This is a genomic window from Streptomyces sp. 5-10, assembly GCF_014712245.1.
GTDB lineage: Bacteria > Actinomycetota > Actinomycetes > Streptomycetales > Streptomycetaceae > Streptomyces > Streptomyces violaceusniger.
The window spans coordinates 119,519-142,677 of record NZ_JACVYG010000016.1 but is presented as its reverse complement, the minus strand read 5'-3'; the positions used below and the strand labels follow the sequence as shown (position 1 = coordinate 142,677).

General features: G+C 71.3%; 24 protein-coding genes. 4 read left to right on the top strand and 20 right to left on the bottom strand.

The window, feature by feature from the left end; all coding sequences use genetic code 11:
• Window positions 1-34: 34 nt before the first annotated feature.
• The 7 genes from IEJ02_RS20055 to IEJ02_RS20030 all read right to left on the bottom strand — a co-directional run bounded on the left by IEJ02_RS20055 (window position 35) and on the right by IEJ02_RS20030 (window position 7,666).
• Window positions 35-2,128: an APC family permease gene (locus IEJ02_RS20055; RefSeq protein WP_191066128.1), complete on the bottom strand. Its 2,094-nt coding sequence runs from the start codon at window positions 2,126-2,128 to the stop codon at window positions 35-37.
• Between the two features lie 87 nt (window positions 2,129-2,215).
• Window positions 2,216-3,334 (bottom strand): cytochrome P450 family protein, encoded by a 1,119-nt coding sequence (locus IEJ02_RS20050; RefSeq protein ID WP_275560885.1) that lies wholly within the window; start codon window positions 3,332-3,334, stop codon window positions 2,216-2,218.
• Complete coding sequence (locus tag IEJ02_RS48660; protein WP_275560884.1) at window positions 3,316-4,788, bottom strand: cytochrome P450; 1,473 nt, start codon at window positions 4,786-4,788, stop codon at window positions 3,316-3,318. The genes IEJ02_RS20050 and IEJ02_RS48660 overlap by 19 nt, the downstream gene beginning before the upstream one ends.
• Window positions 4,785-5,396 (bottom strand): GTP-binding protein, encoded by a 612-nt coding sequence (locus tag IEJ02_RS20045; RefSeq protein WP_137979894.1) that lies wholly within the window; start codon window positions 5,394-5,396, stop codon window positions 4,785-4,787. The genes IEJ02_RS48660 and IEJ02_RS20045 overlap by 4 nt, the downstream gene beginning before the upstream one ends.
• Window positions 5,374-5,730 carry a DUF742 domain-containing protein gene (locus tag IEJ02_RS20040; protein ID WP_037962352.1) on the bottom strand — a complete coding sequence of 119 codons (357 nt, stop codon included), beginning with the start codon at window positions 5,728-5,730 and terminating at the stop codon, window positions 5,374-5,376. Before IEJ02_RS20040 ends, IEJ02_RS20045 begins: the two co-directional genes overlap by 23 nt.
• Window positions 5,727-6,155: a roadblock/LC7 domain-containing protein gene (locus tag IEJ02_RS20035; RefSeq protein ID WP_037962350.1), complete on the bottom strand. Its 429-nt coding sequence runs from the start codon at window positions 6,153-6,155 to the stop codon at window positions 5,727-5,729. The genes IEJ02_RS20040 and IEJ02_RS20035 overlap by 4 nt, the downstream gene beginning before the upstream one ends.
• A complete protein-coding gene (locus tag IEJ02_RS20030) occupies window positions 6,152-7,666 on the bottom strand; it encodes an ATP-binding protein (RefSeq protein WP_191066126.1) in 1,515 nt (504 codons plus the stop codon). The genes IEJ02_RS20035 and IEJ02_RS20030 overlap by 4 nt, the downstream gene beginning before the upstream one ends.
• Window positions 7,667-8,278: 612 nt before the next feature.
• Here IEJ02_RS20030 and IEJ02_RS20025 point away from each other — a divergent pair.
• Together IEJ02_RS20025 and IEJ02_RS20020 are read left to right on the top strand one after the other, a co-directional pair.
• Window positions 8,279-8,947: a potassium channel family protein gene (locus IEJ02_RS20025; RefSeq protein WP_037962347.1), complete on the top strand. Its 669-nt coding sequence runs from the start codon at window positions 8,279-8,281 to the stop codon at window positions 8,945-8,947.
• Window positions 8,944-9,621, top strand: a complete 678-nt coding sequence (locus IEJ02_RS20020; protein WP_030834322.1) for a potassium channel family protein — start codon at window positions 8,944-8,946, stop codon at window positions 9,619-9,621. Before IEJ02_RS20025 ends, IEJ02_RS20020 begins: the two co-directional genes overlap by 4 nt.
• A 207-nt stretch (window positions 9,622-9,828) precedes the next feature.
• Here the strand turns inward: IEJ02_RS20020 and IEJ02_RS20015 are convergent, their stop codons facing one another.
• The 8 genes from IEJ02_RS20015 to IEJ02_RS19980 form a co-directional block, all read right to left on the bottom strand.
• On the bottom strand, window positions 9,829-10,650 hold the full coding sequence (locus IEJ02_RS20015) for a DUF3159 domain-containing protein (protein WP_191066125.1): 822 nt from the start codon (window positions 10,648-10,650) through the stop codon (window positions 9,829-9,831).
• A gap of 3 nt (window positions 10,651-10,653) precedes the next feature.
• Window positions 10,654-11,004 carry an OB-fold nucleic acid binding domain-containing protein gene (locus IEJ02_RS20010; RefSeq protein ID WP_037962343.1) on the bottom strand — a complete coding sequence of 117 codons (351 nt, stop codon included), beginning with the start codon at window positions 11,002-11,004 and terminating at the stop codon, window positions 10,654-10,656.
• Between the two features lie 124 nt (window positions 11,005-11,128).
• Complete coding sequence (locus IEJ02_RS20005; RefSeq protein WP_191066124.1) at window positions 11,129-11,812, bottom strand: response regulator; 684 nt, start codon at window positions 11,810-11,812, stop codon at window positions 11,129-11,131.
• A complete protein-coding gene (locus IEJ02_RS20000; RefSeq protein ID WP_191066123.1) occupies window positions 11,809-14,421 on the bottom strand; it encodes an ATP-binding protein in 2,613 nt (870 codons plus the stop codon). The genes IEJ02_RS20005 and IEJ02_RS20000 overlap by 4 nt, the downstream gene beginning before the upstream one ends.
• A gap of 285 nt (window positions 14,422-14,706) precedes the next feature.
• Window positions 14,707-15,600 carry a hypothetical protein gene (locus tag IEJ02_RS19995; RefSeq protein ID WP_191066122.1) on the bottom strand — a complete coding sequence of 298 codons (894 nt, stop codon included), beginning with the start codon at window positions 15,598-15,600 and terminating at the stop codon, window positions 14,707-14,709.
• A gap of 282 nt (window positions 15,601-15,882) precedes the next feature.
• Window positions 15,883-16,668: a DUF3710 domain-containing protein gene (locus tag IEJ02_RS19990; protein WP_137979890.1), complete on the bottom strand. Its 786-nt coding sequence runs from the start codon at window positions 16,666-16,668 to the stop codon at window positions 15,883-15,885.
• Between the two features lies 1 nt (window position 16,669).
• Window positions 16,670-17,185, bottom strand: coding sequence for a dUTP diphosphatase (gene dut, locus IEJ02_RS19985; protein WP_191066121.1), 516 nt, complete (start codon window positions 17,183-17,185; stop codon window positions 16,670-16,672).
• Entirely contained in the window at window positions 17,182-17,763 is a 582-nt protein-coding gene (locus tag IEJ02_RS19980; RefSeq protein ID WP_191066120.1) for a PaaI family thioesterase, read from the bottom strand. Before IEJ02_RS19980 ends, dut begins: the two co-directional genes overlap by 4 nt.
• 59 nt (window positions 17,764-17,822) lie before the next feature.
• On the opposite strand from IEJ02_RS19980, the gene IEJ02_RS19975 reads away from it, so the two are divergent.
• Window positions 17,823-18,269, top strand: coding sequence for a DUF3093 domain-containing protein (locus IEJ02_RS19975; protein WP_137979888.1), 447 nt, complete (start codon window positions 17,823-17,825; stop codon window positions 18,267-18,269).
• An 18-nt stretch (window positions 18,270-18,287) separates the two neighbouring features.
• Here the strand turns inward: IEJ02_RS19975 and IEJ02_RS19970 are convergent, their stop codons facing one another.
• From IEJ02_RS19970 to IEJ02_RS19955, 4 genes are all read right to left on the bottom strand, one after another.
• A complete protein-coding gene (locus IEJ02_RS19970; protein ID WP_370467083.1) occupies window positions 18,288-19,094 on the bottom strand; it encodes a hypothetical protein in 807 nt (268 codons plus the stop codon).
• Window positions 19,004-19,306 carry a DUF4193 domain-containing protein gene (locus tag IEJ02_RS19965; protein WP_009714537.1) on the bottom strand — a complete coding sequence of 101 codons (303 nt, stop codon included), beginning with the start codon at window positions 19,304-19,306 and terminating at the stop codon, window positions 19,004-19,006. Before IEJ02_RS19965 ends, IEJ02_RS19970 begins: the two co-directional genes overlap by 91 nt.
• A gap of 406 nt (window positions 19,307-19,712) precedes the next feature.
• The gene (locus IEJ02_RS19960; RefSeq protein WP_191066119.1) at window positions 19,713-20,960 is read right to left on the bottom strand and encodes a sensor histidine kinase; all 1,248 of its coding nucleotides are present in this window, start codon (window positions 20,958-20,960) and stop codon (window positions 19,713-19,715) included.
• Between the two features lie 6 nt (window positions 20,961-20,966).
• Window positions 20,967-21,620, bottom strand: a complete 654-nt coding sequence (locus IEJ02_RS19955) for a response regulator transcription factor (RefSeq protein ID WP_014055413.1) — start codon at window positions 21,618-21,620, stop codon at window positions 20,967-20,969.
• 360 nt (window positions 21,621-21,980) lie between these two features.
• On the opposite strand from IEJ02_RS19955, the gene IEJ02_RS19950 reads away from it, so the two are divergent.
• Window positions 21,981-22,154 (top strand): hypothetical protein, encoded by a 174-nt coding sequence (locus IEJ02_RS19950; RefSeq protein WP_020867951.1) that lies wholly within the window; start codon window positions 21,981-21,983, stop codon window positions 22,152-22,154.
• Window positions 22,155-22,320: 166 nt separating this feature from the next.
• Here the strand turns inward: IEJ02_RS19950 and IEJ02_RS19945 are convergent, their stop codons facing one another.
• Window positions 22,321-23,121, bottom strand: coding sequence for an inositol monophosphatase family protein (locus IEJ02_RS19945; RefSeq protein ID WP_191066118.1), 801 nt, complete (start codon window positions 23,119-23,121; stop codon window positions 22,321-22,323).
• Window positions 23,122-23,159: the final 38 nt, after the last annotated feature.

Sequence of the window (23,159 nt, the reverse complement as noted above, 5' to 3'; positions counted from 1 at the left end):
GGGGCGCGGGGCCGTGCCGATGTACGGCTCCGGCTCAGCGACCCGGCACCTGCGAGGTGACGCCCGTCTCGCCCTTGGCCCCCTTCTCGCCCTTCTCCCGCTTGGGCGGGATCACCGGGCCGCGCCGCACCGCACCCGGCGCGCTCCACTCGGCCCGCTTGCGGGCCCGCTTCCGGGCCAGCTCGGAGGAGTCCAGCTGCCACGGTACGGAGGTCACCATGACGCCCGGGGTGAACAGCAGCCGCCCCTTGAGCCGCAGCGCGCTCTGGTTGTGCAGCAGATGCTCGTACCAGCGGCCGACCACGTACTCGGGGATGAAGACGGAGACGACATCGCGCGGGCTCTCCCGGCGCAGGCTCTTGACGTAGTCGATGACCGGCCGGGTGATCTCGCGGTAGGGCGAGTCGAGGATCTTGAGCGGTACGTCTATGCCGCGCTCGTGCCACACCGTCTGGAGCGCCTTGGTCTCGGCTGGGTCCACGTTGATGCTCAGGGCTTCCAGCCGGTGGGAGCGCATCAGCTTGGCGTAGGCCAGGGCGCGCAGCGTCGGCTTGTGGACCTTGGAGACCAGGACGATGGAGTGCACCCGGGAGGGGCGCACCTCCTCCTCGTCGAGCTGTTCGGTGGCCGCCGCCAGCTCCTCGGAGACGCCGTCGTAGTGGCGCCTGATGGCCGTCATGGTGACGTAGAAGATGACCATGCCGAGCAGGGCGACCCAGGCGCCGTGGGTGAACTTCGTCAGCAGCACCACGACCAGCACCAGACCGGTGAAGAAGGCGCCGAAGGCGTTGATCGCGCGGGAGCGGATCATACGGCGGCGGACGTTCGGGTCCCGCTCGGTGGCCAGATGGCGGTTCCAGTGCCGCACCATGCCGGTCTGGCTGAGGGTGAACGAGACGAAGACGCCGACGATGTAGAGCTGGATCAGCCGGGTGGAGTCGGCCCCGTAGAGGTAGACCAGGACGGCGGCGGCCGAGGCCAGCAGCACGATGCCGTTGGAGAAGGCGAGCCGGTCGCCGCGGGTGTGCAGCTGGCGGGGCAGGTAGCGGTCCTGGGCCAGGATCGAGCCGAGCAGCGGGAAGCCGTTGTACGCGGTGTTGGCGGCCAGGAACAGCACCAGCGCGGTCGCCGCGGCCAGCACCACGAAGAAGAACGAGCCGTCGCCGAAGACCGCGGCCGCGACCTGCGAGATCACCGGGTTCTGGGTGTAGTCGGCACCGAGCGGTGCCCCGTTCTTCAGCAGGTCGTGCGCGGGGTTTTCGGCCATCTTCACGTCGGTGGCCAGGGCGAGGGTGATGATGCCGACGAACATGGTCACGGCGAGGCCGCCCATCAACGCCAGCGTCGTGGCCGCGTTACGGCTCTTGGGCTTGCGGAAGGCGGGTACGCCGTTGCTGATCGCCTCGACGCCGGTCAGGGCGGCGCAGCCGTCGGAGAACGCGCGCAGCAGCAGGAAGATCAGCGCGAAGCCGGCCAGCCCGGTCTGCTCGGCGTGCACCTCGAAGCCCGCGGTGGGGGCCTTCATGTCGTCACCCAGGACCAGCCCGCGGTAGGCGCCCCAGAGGATCATCGCGAAGACGCCGCCGACGAAGACATAGGTCGGGACCGCGAAGAGCTTGCCCGACTCCCGTACGCCCCGCAGGTTCATCAGCGTCAGCAGCAGGATGATCCCGACCGCGCAGAGCGTCTTGTTCTCGACGAAGAAGGGGACGGCCGAGCCGAGGTTCTCCACACCGGAGGAGATCGACACCGCCACCGTGAGGACGTAGTCGACCAGCAGGGCGCTGGCGACCGTCAGCCCCGCCTTGGGGCCGAGGTTGGTGGTGGCGACCTCGTAGTCACCGCCTCCGCTGGGGTACGCGTGGACGTTCTGGCGGTACGAGGCGACCACCGTGAACATCAGCACGATGATGGCGATCGTGATCCACGGGCTGTAGTGGTAGGCCGACGCACCCGCCACGGACAGAACGATCATCACCTGCCCCGGCGCGTACGCGACGGAGGACAGGGGGTCGGAGGCGAAGACGGGGAGCGCGATGCGTTTCGGGAGGAGGGTCTCCCCCAGCTTGTCGCTGCGCAGCGCCCGCCCGATCAGGATCCGTTTCGGGAGGTCGGTCAGTTTGGACACGCAGAGGATCGTAAGGGGTAGCCCCGGCCCCCGCCCACCCGCCCACCCCGGGAAAGGGGGCGGGCGGGCGCGGGGATCTCCGGGCGGTCAGGCCAGCCGCGCGGGCAGGGTGCGGTGGCCGTTGGAGATGAAGGACTCCACCGGCTCCAGCGGCTCCTGCCCGGAGGCGAGCGTGAGCCCGGGGAAGCGGTCGAAGAGCGCCGGGAGCGCGATCGCGGCCTCCAGCCGCCCCAGCGGGGCGCCGACACACAGATGGACGCCGTGGCCGAACGCCAGATGGCTCTTGAGCCGCCGGGTGACGTCGAAGGCGTCCGCGTCCTCGCCGTGCACCTCCGGGTCGCGTCCGGCGGCCGCGTAGGCGGCCAGGATCGCGTCGCCCTTGCGCAGCACCACGCCGCCGTCCAGCTCGATGTCCTCCACGGCGTAGCGCAGCGGCAGATTGGCGACCGGGGCGGAGTGTCGCAGGGTCTCCTCGATCACGTCCTCCCAGGTGGCCCGGCCCGTCCGGACGTGCTCGAGCTGCTCGGGCCGGGTGAGCAGCGCGTGGATGGCGTTGTCCAGGAGGTTGACCGTGGTCTCGTGGCCGGCCGAGAGGAACAGGGCGAGGGTGTCGGTCAGCTCCTTCTCGCTGAGCCTGGAGTCGCTCTCCTCGTCCCGCACCGCGATCAGCCCGCTGGTCAGGTCGTCGCCGGGCTGCTCGCGCTTGGTGGCCACCAGCTCGCCGAGGACGGCGTACATCTCGCCATAGGTGGCGGTGACCTCCTCCGCGGAGGCGGAGGTGTGGAAGATGCTGTCCACGACCCGGCGCATCCGCTCGCGCAGGTTCTCGTCCTCGAGCCCGAACAGCTCGGAGATCACCTGGATGGGCAGCGGGTACGCGTACGCCTCGCGCAGATCGACCACCTCGCCGGGCCCCGCGGCGGCCAGGTCGTCCAGGAGCCTGGCGCAGATCTCCTCGATGCGCGGCCGCAGGGCGGCGGTGCGCCGGGCGGTGAACGCCTTGGAGACCAGGGTGCGCAGCCGCCGGTGCTCACCGCCGTAGGCCGTGAACATGTTCTCCACGGCGACCCAGGTGATCAGCGGCCACTCGGGCGAGATCTCACCGTTCTGCCACGCGGGCCAGTGCTGCCGGGGGTCCTTGGAGACCCGGGGGTCGGTCAGCAGCTGTTTGAGCGTGCGCTGGCGCGTTATTGCCCACGCCACCACGCCGTCAGGAAGCTCAACAAGCGTCGCCTCGCCGCCTGCTGCGACTCGGGCTGCCTCTCCGACGATGTCGCGGCCGGCGGGGTCGAGGACGATGGGGCGGGTTTCCACTGGCTGCCTCCAGGGCTCGCGTCGAATGGGGCCGAGTTGGACACGGACGCCGCGAACGGCTCGACCTGAGCCGCCGCCTGGGCGGGGAAGCGCACCGGCAGGGCGGCCAGGGCGCGGTGGAAGGGTCCGGTACGCCAGGTCAACTGCTCGGCGGGGACCGCCAGTTCCATGTCCGGGAGGCGGTCCAGCAGCCGCTCGATGGCCACGGAGGCGATCACCCGGGCGGGCCGCTCGGCGGGGCAGCGGTGGGCGCCCGCGCTCCAGGCCAGGTGGGCCCGGTTGCCGGAGCGGCGGTCGGAGGCCAGGGCGGCCTCGTGGTTGGCCGCCGCGTAGCTGATCAGCACCGGGTCGCCCTTGCGCAGCCGTACGCCCGCCACCTCGCAGTCGTACCGGGGGAACCGGGTGCCGTAGTTGGCCATCGGCGGATCGTTCCAGAGCACCTCGTCCAGGGCGTCCTGGACGGGCATGCTGCCGCCGGACAGCTCACCGGCGAAGCGGTCGTCCGACAGCAGCAGCCGCAGCGCGTTGGCGATCAGGTTCTGCTGGGGGTCGGTACCGGCCGCCATCAGCAGGATGATCTGCTGCATCAGCTCCTCGTCGGCGAGCTGCGAGGGGTGCGCGATCAGCCAGGAGGTGACGTCGGCAGCGAGGTGCTCGCGCTTTTCCGCCACCAGACCGGAGATCCACTGGAGCAGTTCGTCGTTGGCCGCCGCCGCGTCCTCGCCGCTGTCGAAGAGCTTCATCATCGTCTCGACCAGCTTCGGCCCGTCCGCCGGGCGGGCGCCGAAGAGCTGGTTGAAGACCAGCAGCGGGAGCACCGACGCGTACTCGCTGATCAGCTCGGCCCGGCCCCGGGAGGCGAAGGCGTCGATCAGCGTCTCCGCGCTGCGCTCGACGTACTCGCTCAGGGCGTGCGGATCCACCCGGTCCAGGCTGTCGGTGATCGCCCCGCGCAGCCGGGCATGGGCCTCCCCGTCGCTGAACAGCGCGTTCGGCCGGTACATCATCATCGGCGCGACCGGGTTGTCCAGCCCCACGGTGCCGTCCTGCATCGCCCGCCAGCCGCGCGGGTCCTTGGCGAACCGCTCGGTGTCGCGCAGGATCTCCAGGCCGAGTTGATAGCTGGTGACCAGCGAGGCGTACACCCCCGGCGACAGCTCGACCGGTGCGATCGGCCCGAAGGTGGCGCGCATCCGCGCATAGGCGCCGTGCGGATCGTCGGCGAACTCGGAACCGTACATCGGCACGGCCGCGCGGGATCCGGTGGCGCCCCCGGCCTCGGCGGGGGCGGCGTGCGCGGGGCAGCCGGGCGGCGGAACGGGTCCGGCGGCTGGACTGTTGCTCACACAATCTCCTGAGAACTACGGGTCTGGCGGGCCTGTAGGTACTGGACGAGGGCGATCAGCGCGTGGGTGGAGGAGGTCCGGTCCCGGGCGTCGCAGGTCACCAGGGGCGTCTCCGGCAGCAGATCGAGGGCCTCCCGGACCTCCGACTCGGCGAAGCGGGGAGCGCCCTCGAAGTGGTTGACGGCGACGGCGTACGGCAGTCCGTGCTCCTCCAGGACGGCCATCACCGGGAAGGACTGCTCCAGCCGCCGGGTGTCGGCCAGCACGAGCGCGCCCAGCGCCCCGAGCGTCATGTCCCGCCACAGCCGGGTGAAGCGCTGCTGCCCCGGCGTGCCGAACAGATAGAGCACCAGGGACTCGCTGAGGGTGAGCCGGCCGAAGTCCATGGCGACGGTGGTGGTCGTCTTGTCCTCGGTGCCGCGCAGATCGTCGGTGAGCGCACCGGCCTCGGTCATCGTCTCCTCGGTGCGCAGCGGCCGGATCTCGGACAGCGAGCTCACGTAGGTCGTCTTGCCGACCGCGAAGTGCCCGACGACCAGGATCTTCGCCGCCACCCGCACCGTGGCCGGGAGGTAGGCCGCCTGCTCAGAGGCGAGCGCGGAGTCCATCGAGCACCTCCTGGAGCAGCTGGACCTCGGGCAGCTCGGCGGGCGGGATGGGGGCCCGCGCGCTGATGTGGCCGCTGTCCACGAGGTCGCCGAGCAGGACCTTGGTGACGCTGACGGGCAGCTCCAGATACCCGGCGACCTCGGCCACCGAGAGCGCGCCGCCCAGACACAGCTCCATGACCCGCCGCTTCTCCGGGCTGAGCCCGGTGAGCGGCCGGTCGGGGTGGGCCATGACCAGGGTCACCAGGTCGAAGGTGTTACGAGTCGGGTAGGCACGGCCGTCGGTCACGACATACGGCCGTACCAATCCTCGTTCGCGCCTGCCCGGGCTCATGCGTGGCTGCCGATCCCCTGCCGCGGGAGGCCCTGCCGCGGCGGGCTGGTGAGCTCCTTGCCGAGCCGGTCGACGAGTTTCTGCATCCGGTAGCTGACCGCCTCCATGTCCACGGCCTCGGTGGCCGAGACCGCCAGATACGCACCGGGCCCGGCGGCGATCAGGAAGACGTACCCGCCGACGAACTCGACGAGCGTCTGCTGCCAGGGCGTCTCGTGCGGATCACAGAACTCGGAGGTGGAGCGGCTGATCGACTGAAGCCCGGAGAGTGCGGCGGCCTGGCGCTCGGCCTCGTCGCGCGCGATGCCCTGGGAGTGTGCCCGGAGCATCCCGTCCGCGGAGAGCAGGATCGCGTGCCGCGCCTCCGGCATCTTGACGACCTCGTCGAGCATCCAGCCGAGCTCGTTGTTGAGATGGTCGTTCATGCCTGGCGATTCCCTTCGTCATGGTGAGGGGCGGAGTCCTGGGTGGCGGAACGGCCGGAGCGGGTGCCGCGGGCGAACGCGCCCATCCGCGAAGCGGTTTCCTTCGCCGACCGCGCGCGGAACGCGCCCGTGTCGGGGTCGGCGGCGCCGCCCTGCCCGGCGCCCGTGGTCCAGTCGCCGGGCGGCGGGGTGGCGGCGGCCTGCCGACGGCGGCGCTTGGGCAGGCCGCCCGCCGTGGTGCCGTACACGCGGGTGCCCTCGCCGTCGGGGGACAGCTGGGGCGCCGGGGCGGGCGCCGGTTCCGGGGCGGGCGCCTCCGGGGCCGGTGCCGAAGGCTGGGCCTGGTGCGGGGCCGGGGCCTGGTGCGGGATCGGGGACGGCTCCTGCGCCCGGGCCGGGGCGGTCGGCGCCTGCGGCGCTCTTCTGGGGGGACGGGTCCGGCGGGAGGGCAGGGTGTGCAGCGGCTCGGCGCCCTCGGGGTCCTGCCCGGCGGTGCCCGGCCGCCCGTCGGGGTCGATGTGGGTGAGCAGCTCGGTCGGCAGGAACAGCACGGCGCGCACACCGCCGTACGGGGACCGGGTGTCCACCGAGACGCTGAAGCCGTACCGCGCGGCCAGCAGGCCCACCACGGCGAAGCCGAACTGCGGCGGGTCGCCGAGCCGGGAGACGTCCACCGCGCGCTGGCCGGAGAGCAGGTTGGCGGCCCGCTGGACCTCCAGGCCGTCCATGCCCACACCGGCGTCGTCGATCACGATGCAGGCCCCGTTGTGCACCGGCTGGAGGCTGACCTCCACCGAGGTGTTGGGCTGCGAGTGGCGGGCGGCGTTGTCCAGCAGCTCGGCGACCGCGAGCACGACGGGCTCCACGGCCCGGCTCACCACGGCGACGTCGATCAGGGCGTGCACCTGAACTCGCTGGTAGTCACGGATGCGCGACTTGGCGCCGCGGACCACATCGGTCAGCGAGGAGGCCAGCCGCTGCCGGCCGGGCCAAGAGCCGCAGAGTACGGCGATGGCCTGGGCGCGCCGGCCGAACTGGGCGTTGGCGTGGTCGATCTCCAGCAGGTCCCGCAGCACATCGGGGTTGTCGTGCCGCTCCTGCATCTCGGAGATGGAGACCTGCTGCTCGTTGGCGAGTCCCTGGACGGCTCGCATGGACGCCTTGAGCGCCGCCTTGGCGGAGGCGTCGGCGCGCGACTGCGCCCGGTCCACGGCCCGGGTGAACTGCTCCATGACGGCGTGCAGACTCTGCGCGAAGGCCGTACCGGCCAGCTTCTCGTCGCGCAGGCCCGGCAGCGGGCCGGGCTGGCTCAGCGCGTCGGCGATCGAGGGGAGGCGTACGTCGACGAGGTGGCGCACCTCCTCGTCACGGGCGCGCAGGCTGTCCTCGAGCGTGGCGTTGCGCCTGCGGACTCCGGCGGTGATCTGCCGCTGGCGGATCAGAAGCACCAGGACGACGAGAAGCGCGACGGCCAGACACCAGCTCACCGCCTCCGATATGTGATCAGTCATCAGGAACCTCGTGCAGGAGAAACGCGGGCGCGGAAGGAACGTTCAGAGCCCTGATGTCCCGTCCGGAAACGGAATACGACGATCATCTTAGCCATGTCGTGACCTAGCGTCCGACACCCGTGACAAAGTTCGAACCAGCGGGAATCGCCGGGTTTTTGTCATGGGGTTTCGGTGAAGATCCGGGATTTCAGGCGAAGATGAAGGGTCGCGACCACCTGAGGAGCGCCGTAACCCGGGCCCACCGTAGTGGTCACGGCTGATCACCGACAGTCCTTTCACCGGGCATCCGCAACCGGAAATGATCGTTACCTCTTTCCTCCCGGCGTGTCCGCGACCACCTCCGGCCACCTCCCCCCATCACCGATCACCGTGGGAACTTTCGCGCTATGTCATACGTCACCACCTTCATTTCCGGACCGTCGCGCGCGGACGGCGGAGCGGGCCGCCGGTACGGATACGGTGGGGAGAGGTGCCGCGGCGGCCGACTCACGTCGTCCCCGGGCACCGGCATCGGGGTCCCGCCCCGCTGTCGCCCCGTAGGTCCTGGAAGGAAGATGTGAGCAGGGTGTTTGCGCAGGTCGGCACGGTCATCAGGAGTGCGGGGTAGGACGCATGCATATCGTGATCATGGGCTGTGGCCGGGTGGGCGCGGCCCTCGCCCAGACCCTGGAGCAACAGGGGCACACGGTCGCGGTCGTCGACCAGGACCCCACCGCCTTCCGCCGCCTCGGCGCGGGCTTCGGCGGGCGCCGGGTGACCGGCGTCGGCTTCGACCAGGACACCCTGCGCGAGGCGGGCATCGAGGAGGCCGGGGCCTTCGCCGCGGTCAGCAGCGGCGACAACTCCAACATCATCGCGGCCCGGGTGGCCCGCGAGATGTTCGGCGTGGAGAACGTGGCGGCCCGGATCTACGACCCCCGTCGCGCCGAGGTCTATCAGCGCCTCGGCATTCCGACCGTGGCCACGGTGCGCTGGACCGCCGACCAGATGCTGCGGCGGCTGCTGCCGTCCGGCGCGGAGCCGCTGTGGCGGGACCCCAGTGGCGGGGTCCAGCTGGCCGAGGTGCACATCTCCCCCTCGTGGGTGGGCCACAAGGTCAGCAAGCTCCAGGAGGAGACCGGGGTGCGGGTCGCGTTCCTCACCCGGCTCGGCGAGGCGATGCTGCCGACCTCCGAGACGGTGCTCCAGGAGGGCGACCTGGTGCATGTGATGATGCGCACCGATGAGGTCGAGAAGGTCGAGGCGGCGTTCGAAAAGGGTCCCGAGGAGGCCGGCCGATGAGAGTTGCCATTGCCGGTGCGGGCGCCGTGGGGCGTTCCATCGCGAGCGAGCTGCTGGAGAACGGGCACGAGGTGCTCCTCATCGACAAGGCGCCGACCGCCATCTCGGTGGAGCGGGTGCCGCAGGCCGAGTGGCTGCTGGCCGACGCGTGCGAGATCACCTCGCTGGACGAGGCCGCCCTGCAGCGCTGCAACGTGGTCATCGCGGCCACCGGTGACGACAAGGTCAACCTGGTCGTCTCGCTGCTCGCCAAGACCGAGTACGGGGTGCCCCGGGTGGTCGCCCGGGTCAACAACCCCAAGAACGAGTGGCTGTTCAACGAGGCGTGGGGCGTCGATGTGGCCGTCTCCACCCCGCGTCTGATGTCGGCGCTGGTCGAGGAGGCGGTGAGCGTCGGCGATCTGGTGCGGCTGCTCCGCTTCAGCCACGGCGACGCCAACCTGGTGGAGCTGACGCTGCCGCCGGAGGCGGCGCTGGTGGGCACCCGGGTCGGCGATGTGGAGTGGCCTGAGGACACCACGCTGGTCACCATCATCCGCGGCACCCGCGTGCTGACCCCGAACAAGGACGATGTGCTGGAGGCCGGGGACGAGCTGCTGTTCGTCGCGGCGCAGGCGCGCGAGGAGCAGCTCGAGCAGCTGCTGTCCGTCCAGCGCCAGGACGCCGCCGGTTAGGCCGTGAACTCCTGCCCTGGGCTCCCGGCTCGGGAGCCCAGGGCGGGACCCCAGGGCGGCGGGACTCAGTGCCGGGGCGGCTAAGCAGGTCGGAGGAAGTCCGCTACGGTTCGGGCAGCGCCCCGAAGGGGCGCGGGGAACTGCGCGACCAGCCACGATGCGGCCGCAGACGCACGACGGCATCTCGTGGCACTTCCAGCGGAGCGCTTAGTGCCGGGGCGGCTGCCGGTCGGCGGATTCGGTACGGGTCTCGGACACGATCTGGCCGGTCCACTCCGAGAGCAGCGGATCGGCGATCTTGTCGGCCTCGGCCTTCGCCCGCTCCCGGTCCCGCTCGGCCTTCTCCTCCGCCTCCATCTCCGCGATGACGTCGATCGGCGGCGGGGCCTTGGCCAGGAAGATCCAGGTCAAGTAGACGCAGAGCAGGAACGGCGGAATGCCGAGCGCGACCTTGACCCAGCCGAGCTGGGTGGCGTCCCCCCACCAGTAGAGCGGGAACAACACCGCCGACTTGGCCAGCAGGATCAGCCCCCACGCCCAGGTGGACCGGGTGTAGGCGCGGAACCGGCCGGGGTTACGGGTGCGCCAGGAGAGGTTCTCCTTCAGCATCGGCCCGAGCAGTACCCCGATCAGCGGGAAGCGGAAGATCGCCGAGAGGATGTAGGCGATCGCCAGGCCCAGGGTGTAGAGCATGCCCGGCAGATAGAAGTTCTTCGCGTCGCCGGACATCATCGCGAAGATCGCGCCGAACGCGACCCCGAAGACCCCGCTGAAGGCGTGCTTCAGCGTCTCCTTGCGCACCAGCCGGGCGAGCCCGAGCAGCACGGTGAGGCCGAGCGCGGCGATCGCGGCGAGGTGGATGTCCCGCTTGATCGTGTACAGCAGGACGAAGACCAGACCGGGGACGGTGGTGTCCACCATGCCCCGCACCCCGCCGAACGCCTCCAGGAGCGCGGTGTCCGCCGCCGCCCTGCTGTCGGCGGCGGTGCGTCGGTGCCCGGTCGGGGGCGTCTTGTCGTCTGGCGTCACCGGCTACTCCTGTCCGAGCGGTCGGAGTTCGTACTTCGGATTGAACAGCACCCGGCGCCCATGGCTCATGGAGATCCGGCCGGAGGCGATCAGCTTGCGCCCCGGTTCTATCCCGATGATGGAGCGACGGCCCAGCCACACCACGTCCAGCGCGGCGGTGCCGTCGAAGAGCTCCGCCTCCAGTGCGGGAACTCCGGCCCGCGGTCTGAGCGTCACCGTGCGCAGCGTGCCCGTCACCTTGACGATCTGACGGTCGCCGCAGTCGCCGATCTTGGTACAGCCCGCGGCCTCCGCGTCCTGCTGCAACTCGGCGGAGTGCAGTTCCTCCTGGGAGCTCGACAGCCGGTCCAGCATCCGCCGGAACCGGCCGGCCGGCTTGTCGGACCTGTCTCCCCTGTCGGCCCCGTCGGAGGGGTGGCGTACGGAACTCATACGGCCAGCGTACCGGTGAGCCATCGCCGAAACGCCGTCCCCGCGCTCATCGCTCGAACCGGTACCCCATGCCCGGTTCCGTGACGAAGTGGCGGGGATGGGAGGGGTCGGCCTCCAGCTTGCGGCGCAGCTGCGCCATGTACACCCGCAGGTAGTTGCTCTCCGTGCCGTACGAGGGCCCCCAGACCTCCTGGAGCAGCTGCTTCTGGCTGACCAGGCGGCCGGCGTTGCGCACCAGGACCTCCAGCAGATGCCATTCGGTGGGGGTCAGCCGCACATCGCGGCCGTCGCGGTGGGCCTTCTTGGCGGCCAGGTCGACGGTGAACGCGTCGGTCTCCACCACCACCGAGTCCTCCGGCCGCCCGACGGGCTCGGCGCGGCGGACGGCCGCGCGCAGCCGGGCGAGCAGCTCGTCCATGCCGAACGGCTTGGTGACGTAGTCGTCCGCCCCGGCGTCGAGCGCCTCGACCTTCTCGTCCGAGGTCTGACGGGCGGAGAGCACCAGGATCGGCACCCGGGTCCAGCCCCGGAGCCCCCTGATCACCTCCACCCCGTCCATATCGGGCAGTCCGAGGTCGAGCACGACCACATCGGGATGGCGGGCGGCGGCGAGCCGGAGTGCGGTGGCGCCGTCCGAGGCCGCGTCCACCTCGTACTTGCGCGCCTTCAGGTTGATCACGAGGGCGCGCACGATCTGTGGCTCGTCGTCCACCACGAGCACCCGGTTCATCTGGCGGGCCTGCCTTTCCGTGTCGTTGTGCCTGACGTGGAGCCGACCTGGACCGGGGGGCCGGGCGCGGCCGGCCGGCGGTCGCGGGCGACACGCAGCGTGAGCACCATGGTCATCCCGCCGCCGGGGGTGTCCTCGGCGGTCAGCCGCCCGCCCATGGCCTCGGCGAAGCCGCGGGCGACGGCGAGCCCGAGGCCGACCCCTGCCCCGCGCGGGGCGTCCCCGTACCGCTGGAAGGGCTCGAAGATACGGTCCTTGTCGCTGTCCGGCACGCCAGGCCCGCCGTCGGCGACGCGCAGCTCCACCCGGTCGCCGAGGGCGCTCGCGGAGACCAGCACGGGACGGTCCGGCGGGCTGTACTTCACCGCGTTCTCCACGATGTTGGCGACGGCGCGCTCCAGCAGCCCGGGGTCGACCGCGACCATCGGCAGCTCCTCGGGGATGTCGAGGGCGACGTCGGCCTCGGGGACGCCGACGAGCGCCATCGGCACCACCTCGTCCAGGTCGATCTCCCGGATGAGCGGGGTGACGGTGCCGGTCTGCAGCCGGGACATGTCCAGGAGGTTGCCCACCAGGTGGTCCAGCCGGTCGGCGCCGCTCTCGATGCCCTCCAGCAGCTCGGCCTCGTCCTCCGCCGACCAGGCCACGTCGTCCGAGCGCAGGGAGCTCACGGCCGCCTTGATGGCCGCGAGCGGGGTGCGCAGATCGTGGCTGACGGCGGCGAGCAGCGCGGTGCGGATGCGGTTCCCCTCGGCCAGCTCGCGGGCCTGTCCGGCCTCCTGGGCCAGCCGCTGCCGGTCGAGGACGACGGCGGCCTGGGCGGCGAAGGCGGCGAGCACCCGGCGGTCCTCGGCGGGCAGGACCCGGCCGGAGAGCGCGAGCGCCATATGGTCGCCGACCGGCATGTCCACCTCCGCGTCCTCGGGCCGCTCGGGCGGCGGGGTGCCGCCGTGGCCGCCGACGCTGCCCGCGCAGGTCCAGGGGGCGACATCGCTCTCCCGCTCCAGCAGCGCGACGGAGTCCATGGCGAACGTCTCGCGGACCCGCTCCAGCAGCGCCTCCAGGCTGGTCTCGCCGCGCAGCACGCTGCCCGCGAGGAAGGACAGTATTTCGGACTCGGCGCGCAGCCGGGCGGCCTGATGGGTGCGGCGGGCGGCGAGATCCACCACGGAGGCCACGCAGACGGCCACCGCCACGAAGATCGCTATGGCGACGATGTTCTCGGGGTCGGCGATGGTCAGGGTGTGGGTGGGCGGGGTGAAGTAGTAGTTGAGCAGCAGCGATCCGACGGCCGCCGAGGCGAGCGCGGGCACCATGCCGCCCAGCAGGGCGGCCAGCACATTGAGGAACAGGAAGAGCAGCACCTCGTTGGCGAAACCGGGCCCGGCCTCCGAGGCGAGGGTGGCGCCGGTGGTGGTGAGCAGCAGCGTGAGCAGGACCGGCCCGGCCACCCCGACCACCCAGCCCGCGATCAGCCGGGAGCGGCCCAGCCGGGCGCCGCGCGCGACCGGCAGCCCGCGGCCCTTGGCGACCTCGTCGTGGGTGACGATGTGGACGTCCAGGTCGGGCCCGGACTCCCGGGCGACGGTGGCGCCCACCCCGGGTCCGAACATGTACTGCCAGGTCTTGCGGCGGCTGGAGCCGAGCACGATCTGGGTCGCGTTGACCCCGCGGGCGAACTCCAGCAGCGCCCGGGGGATGTCCTCCCCTATGACGTGGTGGAAGGTGCCCCCGAGGTCTTCGACGAGGGTGCGCTGGACCGCCAGCTCCTTGGGGGAGGCCGAGGTCAGGCCGTCGCTGCGGGCGATGTAGACGGCGAGGATCTCGCTGCCGGAGCCCTTGGCCGCCATCCTGGCCGCCCGGCGGATCAGCGTCCGCCCCTCCGGGCCGCCGGTCAGCCCGACGACGATGCGCTCACGCGCCTGCCAGGTGGAGCGGATGGAGTGCTCGTCGCGGTACTGCTGGAGGTATTCGTCCACCCGGTCGGCGGTCCACAGCAGGGCCAGTTCGCGCAGCGCGGTCAGGTTCCCGGGCCGGAAGTAGTTCGACAGCGCGGCGTCGACCTTGTCGGGCGCGTAGATGTTGCCGTGCGCCATGCGGCGGCGCAGCGCCTGGGGCGACATGTCGACCAGCTCGATCTGGTCGGCCCGGCGCACCATCTCGTCCGGGACGGTCTCCCGCTGGCGCACCCCTGTGATCGACTCCACCACGTCCCCCAGCGACTCCAGGTGCTGGATGTTGACGGTGGAGACGACGTCGATGCCCACCTTCAGCAGCTCCTCGACGTCCTGCCAGCGCTTCTCGTTCCGGCAGCCGGGGACGTTGGTGTGGGCGAGCTCGTCGACGAGGGCGACGGCGGGGCGGCGCGCCAGCACCGCGTCCACGTCCATCTCGCTGAAGGTGGACCCCCGGTACTCCACCTCCCGGCGGGGCACCTCCTCGAGCCCGTGCATCATCACCTGGGTGCGCCGGCGGCCGTGGTGCTCCACGAAGCCGACCACGAGGTCCGTGCCCCGCTCGACCCGGCGGTGCCCCTCGGAGAGCATCGCGTAGGTCTTGCCGACGCCCGGTGCCGCACCGAGGTAGATCCGCAACTTTCCGCGTCCCATGCCCCTATTTTCCCTGTTGGACGGCGCCTGAACGCTCGGCGAGCCTCCGGCGGGCGGTACCCGTCGAGCAAACCCCGCCCCCGGCCGGACCGGCCGTCCCTTGACGCCTCCCTTACGGCCGGTGGCGCCCTCTTGACGCGTCTCTGACGCGCGGCGCCCGAACGCCTCGCGGCAGACCGGGGAAAGCCGGCAGCCCCCGGGAAAAAGCCGGTGGGCCGTACTCCGCAGAGAAGAGTACGGCCCACCGGTAGACGCTCACATCGGGCCGGGCCTTACGCCGTCGGCTCAGCCGGACGCGAGCGAGCAGCCCGCCAAGGCGTCAAGACCGGAGGGGGCGGTCGAGCCCTGGCGGGAGAATGAGAGTTCGATGCGGTCGATCGTCGAGGCGCGCTTGTCCTTCAGCGGGCCGAGGATCGCGTTCTGGACGAAGTTGGGGCCGCCCTCGCCCGCGGAGGACGCCAGCCGCTTGTTGGCCTCGTCGAGCTGGGTCTGGAGCAGCGCGATATTGCGGTCCACCTCGGCCTGGGCGGCGGCCGGTACGTCGCCGATCTCGGAGGCGACATCGGGGCAGCTGATCGTCTGGCCGGAGCCCGCGCCGGCCCCGCCGCCGCCCTGCTCGGCCCCGCCGCCCTGGTCGGCTCCTCCGCCCTGCTCGTCCGCGGGCTGGGACGCGGCGGCGGTCGGGCTCGCGGCGCCGCCCGCCTCGCCACCCGCGCCGGTGTCGGAGCCCGCGCCCGCCCCGCCGTCCGACAGCGTGCACTCGGCGAGCGCGTCCAGCCCCGCCGGCTTCTCGGCGTGCCGTCCTATGGAGATCGCGATGCGGTCCAGGGTGGACTTCCGCTTGTCCGCCAGCGGGCCGAGGATGGCGTTCTGCACGAAGTTGGGGCCGCCCTCGCCCTGGCTGGTGCTGAGCCGCTTGTTGGCCTCCGCCAGCTGGGTGTCCAGGAGGGCGAGGTTGCGGTCCACCTCGGCCTGGGCCTCCGCCGGGATCTCCGGGAGGGAACCGGCGACGGCGGGGCAGCTGATGGTCGAGGCCGCCTTGGTCGACGCACTGGCGTCGCCGCCGCCGTCCTGACCGGCCATGGCGGCTCCCACCGCGACGGCCGCACAGGTGATACCGCCGATCGCCCCGGAGAGGAGGATTCTCCGGCGGTGGAATAACGGAAGGCCACGCGACATCTGATCACTCACCTCGTTGAGGTCGGACAGGGGGTGTGTCTCGTGACGCGCCCTCTCCCCCTCGGAGCGTCACAAGGTCTCGCGCCCATGAGTACGGCCGGTGCGGCGGGTGTGTTCAACGGGTCCCGGGAAAATCCCGAAAACCCGAAAGGAAGGCTCCGGAACATGCCGAAGGGGCCCGGGGCCCTGCCCCGGGCCCCTTCCGGGCCTTGGCTCTCTGTCGTGCGTGAGCTGACGTATGCGAGGTGCCGTAGTACGCGAGCTGACGTACGCGAGGGCGGCTCAGCGCACCTCGGAGATCTCCGGGCCGCGCTGGAGCCGGTCGGCGCCGCCCGCGAACCGCGAGCCCTGCGCCTCGTCCTGCTGCACCCCGTCGGGCACCATCTGCGCGTCGTCCGGCAGCTTGAGGACGATCGGGTCGCGCGGGGCCATCGGGCCCTCGCCGCGCACCACGACCGTGTCCCGGAAGATCGCTTCCAGGAGACTGCCGGTCTCGGGCTGCACCGCGCCCTGCCCGGAGATCACACCGCGCAGGAACCAGCGGGGCCCGTCCACACCGACGAAGCGGACCACCTGCACCCCGTTCTTGCCGTCCGGGAGCTGCACCGGCACCTGGGCGCGCAGCTCCCAGCCGAGCGGGCCCTCGACCTCGTCCACGATCCCGCCCTGCTGGGTGATGCCGGTGGCGATCTCGTCGCGCACCTCGCCCCAGATGCCTTCCTTCTTGGGCGCGGCGAACGCCTGGAGCTGCACGGCGCTGTCCCGCAGCACCACGGTCGCGGCGACGATCGCGTCCCCCGCGACCTCCACCCGCAGCTCCATGCCCTCCACGCCGGGCACGAACAGACCACCGAGGTCCACCCGGCCCTCGCCGGGCTCGCGCACCTCGGACACGTCCCAGGGGCCCTCGGGGCGCGGGGCCGGCGGCAGGCTCACCCGCCCGCTCTCCACGGGTGCGGCGGTGTCCTCAGCGCCGTCCGCGACCTCCGCGTCCTCGGCCAACTCGTCGGAGGTCACGTCGAGCGACTCGACGTCCTCCTTGCTGCGCTTGCGGCGACGTCCGAACACGTCATCGTCCTTCCCGGTCGGAACCGACCGAAGCGTATCCATTCCCACCCGTTGTGCCGTCCACGGCGGCATGACCGCCGGTGGACCCGAAGCCCCCTTCGGCCCGCGCCGACCCGGGAAGCTCCGCCACCTCCTGGAAGCGCACCTTCTCGACCTGCTGGACGACCAATTGGGCGATCCGGTCGAAGCGCTCGAACCGCACGCTCTCGCGCGGGTCCAGATTGACCACGATCACCTTGATCTCTCCACGGTACCCGGCATCGATGGTCCCCGGGGCATTCACCATGGCGACACCGCAGCGCGCGGCGAGTCCGGACCGTGGATGCACGAAGGCGGCATACCCCTCCGGGAGCGCGATAGACACTCCGGTGGGCAGAACCGCCCGCTCCCCGGGGGCCAGCTCGGCGGGCTCGGTGGTGACCAGATCGGCCCCGGCGTCGCCGGGGTGGGCGTAGCCGGGGATCGGCACCTCGGGGTCCACCCTGCGGATCAGCACGTCGACGGGGAGCGGACTCATGGGTTCACCTCGAAAGCGCGTGCGACCTTCACCTGATCCGGGTCGGCGAGCGCCGCGTCGATCTCCTCCGCCCGGCCGTTCTCGATGAAGTGGTCGACCCGCACCTCTATGAAGAGCGCCTGCGCCCGCACCGCGACGGGGCCATCGGGGGCGTCGATCCGGCCCGTGGCCGAGCAGTAGATCTTGCGGCCGTGCACGGCGGTCACCCGTGCCTCCAGGTGGAGCTCGGCGCCGACCGGCACGGGCCGTACGAAGTCCGTCTCCAGCCGCCCGGTCACCGCGATCACCCGCTGGAGCCAGTTGAGCGACCCGAGCGTCTCGTCCAGCGCCGCGGCCAGCACCCCGCCGTGGGCCAGCCCCGGCGCGCCCTGGTGGCCGGAGCGCACGGTGAACTCGGCGGTGACGCTCACGCCCTCGCCCGCCCGTGTGGTCAGCCCCAGGCCCCCCGCCTGGTCGCCGCAGCCGAAGCACTGGTCGTAGTGCGCGCCGAGGATCTCCCCGGGCGCGGGCGCGTCGGCGTGGCGCACGGGTGCCGTGGCGCCCTCCGGCGGCGTCAGCCCTGTCGTTCGTCCACTCACAACGGCTGACCTTACCCGCGAGAACAAGCCGGGTCGGCGGCCATGCCAAGCTGATACGCATGCAGCCTTACGAAGAACGCCTCAGCGCGCCCCGTTCCTGGTGGTTCATCGCGTTCCTGATCGGGGTCTCGGTGGGGTTGATCATGCTGCCGTTCGGCACCCTGCCGATGCTCGGCGGGCTGATCGGCGGGGCGGCACTGGCCTGTGTGGCGGTGAGTTCGTACGGCTCGGCGCGGGTGCGCGTGGTGGCGGACTCGCTGGTGGCGGGCGAGGCGAAGATCCCGGTGTCGGCACTGGGGACGCCCCAGGTGCTGGACGCCGCCGAGGCGGCCGCCTGGCGGACCTACAAGGCCGATCCGCGGGCGTTCATGCTGCTGCGCAGCTACATCCCGACCGCGCTGCGGGTGGACGTCACCGATCCGGAGGACCCCACACCGTATGTGTATGTGTCCACACGGAATCCGGAGGCGCTCGCCGCCGCGCTCACGGCCGTGCGCTCGGCGTGACGGGGGCGCGCGAGGAGCTCATTTCTCCAGCGGTACGGGGAGGTCCCAGGGGATCTGCTTGGCCCGCAGATCCTTGCGGACCTTGCGCGCGAGCTTCTTGGTGTCGCGCCGGTTCATCGCGGCTCCCACGGCCGCGCCGACCATGAAGGGCGCCAGGGACGGCATGTTCCGGAAGCCGCGTCTGAGGACCTGCTGCCGCAGCTCGCGCTTCATCTGGACGCCGAGAGCCGCGTTGACGGTCGCCGGCTGGGCGACGTCGATACCGCGCTCCTCGGCCCAGGCGCCGAGATAGGCGACGGCGCGCTGACGCGTGGAGCCCGGCGCACGCACTCCGTAGACCTCGTGCAGCTCGGCGATCAGCTTGAACTCTATGGAGGCCACGCCGACGATCTCGGCGGCCAGCTCGGTGGGCATGGCGGGCGGGGCCGGCAGCATCGCCGCGGCACCGACGCCCGCGCCCACTGTGGCGGTGCCGCCCGCGGCACCGGCCACCAGCTTGTCCGCGAGCTCTTCGGGGCCCAGCCCCGGGAACTGCTTGCGCAGCGTCGCGAGATCGCGGACAGGGATACGTGGGGCGTTCGCGATGATCCGGTCGGCGACCGCGTAGACCCCCGCTCTCGCGCGCTCACCGCCTCGTCGCACTCCACGGCCGACAGCGGTCGCGAGCGAGGCCATCCGGCCTCGCTCGGTCTCGTGCATGTCGTCGTGTTCCGCCTCCACGCCGACCACGCGGCTCAGGCCGCGCAGTCGCGGCAGATCGGCTGGCCGTTCTTGGTCTCGGCGGCCAGCTGGCTGCGGTGGTGCACGAGGAAGCAGCTCATGCAGGTGAACTCGTCGGCCTGGCGGGGCAGGACCCGGACGGACAACTCCTCGTTGGAGAGGTCCGCGCCGGGCAGCTCCAGGCCCTCGGCCTGCTCGAACTCATCCACGTCGACGGTGGACGCGGACTTGTCGTTCCGCCGGGCCTTCAGTTCCTCGATGCTGTCCTCGTTGACGTCATCGTCGGTCTTGCGTGGGGTGTCGTAATCCGTTGCCATGTCTGTCTCCCCCTCTGGGTGTCTGTGGTGTCTCCAGCGCACGTAACGCGTGAGAGGCCGGACTTGTGCCCGACCCGAGGCGGAGATTTTGCCTCACATCAAGGTCTGTTACTCAATCGACACCCAACCGCACCCCTGAAGAGGTGATCGGGTTGGATGGCCATCGGGACCGTACACGGTCCGAATGTCGCACTCACATGCGCCATGACGTGTACTTCCCGTGATCACGGCCCCTGAAAACCCGGATTTTCCCGGCTTTCCGTCAACCGTGACGATCACGCAGAGTATATGGCCGGAAAATCGCCCATGTGATCGATCACACACCCTACATCGGGTGGGCGGATCCCGAAAATTCCGCCCAAAGCGAACACATCCCGGCGGGTCCCCGGCAGCGCGCTCTCCTACGTCACACCGGGAGCACCACCCGCATCACCAGGCCACCTCCCTCGCGCGGCTCCGCCGCGATGCGGCCGCCGTGGGCGCGCGCCACGGAACGCGCGATCGACAGCCCGAGGCCGACGCCCTTGTCGCTGCCGGTGCGCTCGGTGCGGAGCCTGCGGAAGGGCTCGAAGATGTTGTCCATCTCGTAGGCGGGGACCACCGGGCCGGTGTTGGCGACCACCAGCACGGCCTGGCCCTGCCGGCTCTCGGTGGTGACCTCCACCCAGCCGTCCCGGGCCACGTTGTAGCGCACCGCGTTCTGGACGAGGTTCAGCGCGATCCGCTCCAGCAGCACCCCGTTGCCCTGGACCACCGCGGGGGCGCGCTGCCCGCGCAGCTCCACGCCCCTGTCCTCCGCCTCCGACCGCACCTGCTCCAGCGCCTGGGAGGCCACCTCGGCGAGGTCCACCGGCTTGCGGTCGACGATCTCGTTGTCGCTGCGGGCCAGCAGCAGCAGGCCCTCCACCAGCTGCTCGCTGCGCTCGTTGGTGGCCAGCAGGGTCTTGCCCAGCTGGGTCAGCTCCGGGGACGCCTGCGGGTCCGAGAGCTGCACCTCCAGCAGGGTGCGGTTGATCGCCAGCGGGGTGCGCAGCTCGTGCGAGGCGTTGGCGACGAACCGCTGCTGGGCGGTGAACGCCCGGTCCAGGCGCTCCAGCATCTCGTCGAAGGTGTCGGCGAGCTCCTTGAGCTCGTCGTCCGGGCCGTCCAGCTCGATCCTGCGGGACAGGTCCGAGCCCGCCACCTGGCGCGCGGTCCGGGTGATCCGGCCGAGCGGCGAGAGCACCCGCCCGGCCATCGCGTAGCCGAAGGCGAAGGCGATCACGGACAGGCCCAGGAGGGCTATCAGGGAGCGGCGCAGCAGCCCGTCGAGGGCCAGCTGGCGCTGCTCCTTCATACACGTGTTCAGGACCGCGTTGAACTGGTCGGGGCTGCTCTGGCCGATGATCTCGGGGCAGGTGTTGTTGGTCGGCTGGACACTGCCGCCGACCAGCTTGAACGGCAGCTCGTTGCCGACGTGCAGGGCCTGGGCGGCCAGCAGGTAGATGATCGTCAGCAGCACCACCCCGGCGATCAGGAACATCCCGCCGTACAGCAGGGTGAGCCGTATCCGGATCGTGGGGCGCAGCCAGGGGTTGGGGCGCGAGCCGGCCTGCGGGTCCCAGCTGGGCTTGGGCGGCACCGTCGGCGGCAGCGGGGTCGGAGTCGTCGCCATGTCCGATCAGATCCGGTAACCCGAGCCGGGGACGGTGACGATCACCGCGGGCTCGCCCAGCTTGCGGCGCAGGGTCATCACGGTCACCCGCACCACGTTGGTGAACGGGTCGGTGTTCTCGTCCCAGGCCTTCTCCAGCAGCTGCTCCGCGGAGACCACGGCGCCCTCGCTGCGCATGAGCACCTCCAGCACCGCGAACTCCTTCGGCGCCAGCTGGATCTCCTTGCCGTCCCGGAACACCTCGCGGCGGTTGGGGTCCAGCTTGATCCCGGCGCGCTCCAGGACGGGCGGCAGGGCCACGGTCGTCCGGCGGCCGAGCGCCCGGACGCGGGCGATCAGTTCGCTGAAGGCGAAGGGCTTGGGCAGATAGTCGTCCGCGCCGATCTCCAGGCCCTCCACGCGGTCGCTGACATCGCCGGAGGCGGTGAGCATCAGCACGCGGGTGGGGATGCCGAGTTCGACGATCTTGCGGCAGACGTCGTCGCCGTGCACGAGGGGCAGGTCCCGGTCGAGGACGACGACGTCATAGTCGTTGACGGCGATCCGCTCAAGGGCGGCGGCTCCGTCATACACGACGTCGACGGCCATGGCCTCCCGGCGTAGTCCGGTGGCCACCGCATCGGCGAGCAGCTGCTCGTCCTCGACGACGAGTACGCGCACGTCGTTGGTCCTTCCTTGATTGCCGCAGTGGGCGGGTGATCTCGCCAAACTCGATGAGTGTTCGGCGCCTCCATCCTGCCTCGAAGTCTCATAAACCGGCGGTAAGAGGGTCGCCCGGGGATCCCGAGTGCGGATCATGGCCGCGGCGGCGGGGGTCCGCGGCGGCTGGAACACCGAATTCAGATTCTTTCGGGTCCGGAGGTTTCCCCCGAAGACGGGGTGGGGAGGACGACTGCACACCCGCGATCACGCCCTGTCCCCGGCATATCTGGCTGGCATTGCCGTCGGCAGGGGCACGCACGTGATCAACCCGCCGTCGGCACACCCCCGTGCCACCGACCCACGACGAGGGGGCGCAACATGGACGCGTTCACCGCAGGCATTCTGCAGCGCATAGAGAACACCAAGTCCGATCTCATTCGCGCCCGTGAGACGGGCGACGACTTTCTTGTGGACGTGGAGCAGTCGGAGCTGGAAGACCTCCGTCGCCTCGCCGCCGAGCACGGCGTCGAAGTAAGCGCCTCGTTCGCCTGATCCCCTGTGGATTCCGGACCCGATCCAGATCCGGTTTCCCTGTGACCGATTCCCATTCACCGCCGGATGGCGATCCAGAAAACATCCGGTAACCACGCCGAAGCGCCCCGGTGTCCTCGTGACTCCGGGGCGCTTCCGCGTGTGTGGACGGGGCCGGGGGGCGTGATCAGTCGTGCCAGGCGCCCAGGTCGTCCAGAAGCCCCCGCAGCGGCTCGAAGAGGCCGGGGGCGGCGGCGATGGTCAGCTCGGTGGAGGCCGGGACGCCCGGCCGCCCTCCGGTGAGCGCGCCCGCCTCGCGCGCTATGAGCGCACCGGCCGCGAAGTCCCAGGGGTTGAGCCCGCGCTCGTAGTAGCCGTTGAGCCGGCCGCAGGCCACATCGCACAGATCGATGGCGGCCGATCCGCCGCGCCGGATGTCCCGCACCCGCGGCAGCACCTCTTGGAGGACCCTGGCCTGCCCGACGCGGCGCTCGCGCACATACCCGAAGCCGGTGCCGATCAGCGACTCCTCGAGCGGGGCCGCGGGGCGGCAGTGCACCCGCTCCCCGTTCCGCCAGGCGCCCTGGCCCAGGACCGCGTGGAAGGTCTCACCGCGCATCGGGGCGATCACCACCCCGGCGACCGTCTCGCCGTCCTTCTCGGCGGCGATGCTGACCGCCCACGACGGCAGGCCGTAGAGGTAGTTCACGGTGCCGTCGAGCGGGTCGATCACCCAGCGCACCCCGCTGCTGCCCTCGCTGCTCGAGCCCTCCTCCCCCAGCACCCCGTCCCGCGGGCGGCGGCGCGCGAGGAGGTCGGTGATCAGCTTCTCGGCGGCGATGTCCATCTCGGTGACGACGTCGATCGGGCTGGTCTTGGTGGCCGCCACCCCGAGGTCGGCCGGGCGGCCGTCGCGCAGCAGGTCCCCCGCGCCGCGGGCGGCCTCCAGCGCCGTCTCGAGGAGTTCGGTCATGAGCGGGTCGGTCATCGTGCTCCTTAGCGGATTGCCCGGAGGGGCGAGCGGCG

Coding starts and splice junctions, on each gene's coding strand:
- IEJ02_RS20045 (WP_137979894.1), bottom strand. CDS start 5,396: ATGGACTCCGCGCTCGCCTCTGAGCAGGCGGCCTACCTCCCGGCCACG.
- IEJ02_RS20040 (WP_037962352.1), bottom strand. CDS start 5,730: ATGAGCCCGGGCAGGCGCGAACGAGGATTGGTACGGCCGTATGTCGTG.
- IEJ02_RS20035 (WP_037962350.1), bottom strand. CDS start 6,155: ATGAACGACCATCTCAACAACGAGCTCGGCTGGATGCTCGACGAGGTC.
- IEJ02_RS20030 (WP_191066126.1), bottom strand. CDS start 7,666: ATGACTGATCACATATCGGAGGCGGTGAGCTGGTGTCTGGCCGTCGCG.
- IEJ02_RS20025 (WP_037962347.1), top strand. CDS start 8,279: ATGCATATCGTGATCATGGGCTGTGGCCGGGTGGGCGCGGCCCTCGCC.
- IEJ02_RS20020 (WP_030834322.1), top strand. CDS start 8,944: ATGAGAGTTGCCATTGCCGGTGCGGGCGCCGTGGGGCGTTCCATCGCG.
- IEJ02_RS20010 (WP_037962343.1), bottom strand. CDS start 11,004: ATGCTGGACCGGCTGTCGAGCTCCCAGGAGGAACTGCACTCCGCCGAG.
- IEJ02_RS20005 (WP_191066124.1), bottom strand. CDS start 11,812: ATGAACCGGGTGCTCGTGGTGGACGACGAGCCACAGATCGTGCGCGCC.
- IEJ02_RS20000 (WP_191066123.1), bottom strand. CDS start 14,421: ATGGGACGCGGAAAGTTGCGGATCTACCTCGGTGCGGCACCGGGCGTC.
- IEJ02_RS19995 (WP_191066122.1), bottom strand. CDS start 15,600: ATGTCGCGTGGCCTTCCGTTATTCCACCGCCGGAGAATCCTCCTCTCC.
- dut (WP_191066121.1), bottom strand. CDS start 17,185: ATGAGTCCGCTCCCCGTCGACGTGCTGATCCGCAGGGTGGACCCCGAG.
- IEJ02_RS19975 (WP_137979888.1), top strand. CDS start 17,823: ATGCAGCCTTACGAAGAACGCCTCAGCGCGCCCCGTTCCTGGTGGTTC.
- IEJ02_RS19965 (WP_009714537.1), bottom strand. CDS start 19,306: ATGGCAACGGATTACGACACCCCACGCAAGACCGACGATGACGTCAAC.
- IEJ02_RS19960 (WP_191066119.1), bottom strand. CDS start 20,960: ATGGCGACGACTCCGACCCCGCTGCCGCCGACGGTGCCGCCCAAGCCC.
- IEJ02_RS19950 (WP_020867951.1), top strand. CDS start 21,981: ATGGACGCGTTCACCGCAGGCATTCTGCAGCGCATAGAGAACACCAAG.
- IEJ02_RS19945 (WP_191066118.1), bottom strand. CDS start 23,121: ATGACCGACCCGCTCATGACCGAACTCCTCGAGACGGCGCTGGAGGCC.